The 610-nt window shown below is 77.9% G+C and carries 1 protein-coding gene and 1 pseudogene; one reads left to right on the top strand and one right to left on the bottom strand.

Annotation, left to right across the window (positions count from 1 at the left end; all coding sequences use genetic code 11):
• Positions 1–405, top strand: a 405-nt coding sequence (locus GTR00_RS22245; RefSeq protein WP_205706432.1) for a hypothetical protein, incomplete at its 5' end; no start/stop codon positions are given.
• On the opposite strand, the pseudogene GTR00_RS22240 reads toward GTR00_RS22245, so the two are convergent.
• Positions 369–610 (bottom strand): annotated as a pseudogene (locus GTR00_RS22240) (hypothetical protein); the annotation flags it as partial. The gene GTR00_RS22245 and the pseudogene GTR00_RS22240 sit on opposite strands and share 37 nt — an antisense overlap.

Here is a 610-nt window from a genome sequence, read left to right as displayed (position 1 = left end):
GGCGCGCACCTGGTGCAGACCCGCCAGCGGCCCTTCGTCACCGACGACGTGCCCTCCGCCGTGGCCGCGCTGGCCGAGCGCGCCCGCCCCGGCGACGCGGTGGTCTACCTGGGCAACACCACCCGCCCGCACGTGCGGTACTACCTGCCCGCCGGCACCCCCCTGGACGACGTGCTGCTGCTGCGCGACACCGGCGCCAGCGTCTCCGTCGGCGGCGACGACCTGCCCGACGACCGGCGCGCCGCCGCCCTGGCCGGGCGCGAGCGCGTGTGGCTGGTGGGGGTGGTGCTGAACGACCCGTGGGAGGAGGTGTTCGCCTCCTGGGTGCGGCCCGCGCGCGCCGGGCGCTCCCCGGCGTTCGAGGGCGACTACGGCGCGGTGCGCGTGGAGCTGTGGGTGCGCTGAGCGGGGGAGGGGGCGCGGGTGCGCAGCCGGTCCAGGTCGGCCTGCACCAGCCCCAGCAGCACCAGGTCCACCACCAGGCCGGCCACCGCGGCGAACTGCGAGGCGGCGAAGAGGAACACCTGGGTCACCAGCAGCGAGGTCAGCGCCGAGCGCTGGAAGGACTCCACCGCCGCGCGCCGCCCGGCGCGGCGGGCCTGCACCAGCC

The sequence above is a fragment of the Kineococcus indalonis genome (assembly GCF_009906395.1).
Taxonomy (GTDB): Bacteria; Actinomycetota; Actinomycetes; order Actinomycetales; family Kineococcaceae; genus Kineococcus; species Kineococcus indalonis.
Note: the sequence above shows the minus strand (reverse complement) of the source record. Positions and strands in the feature narration are given on the sequence as shown.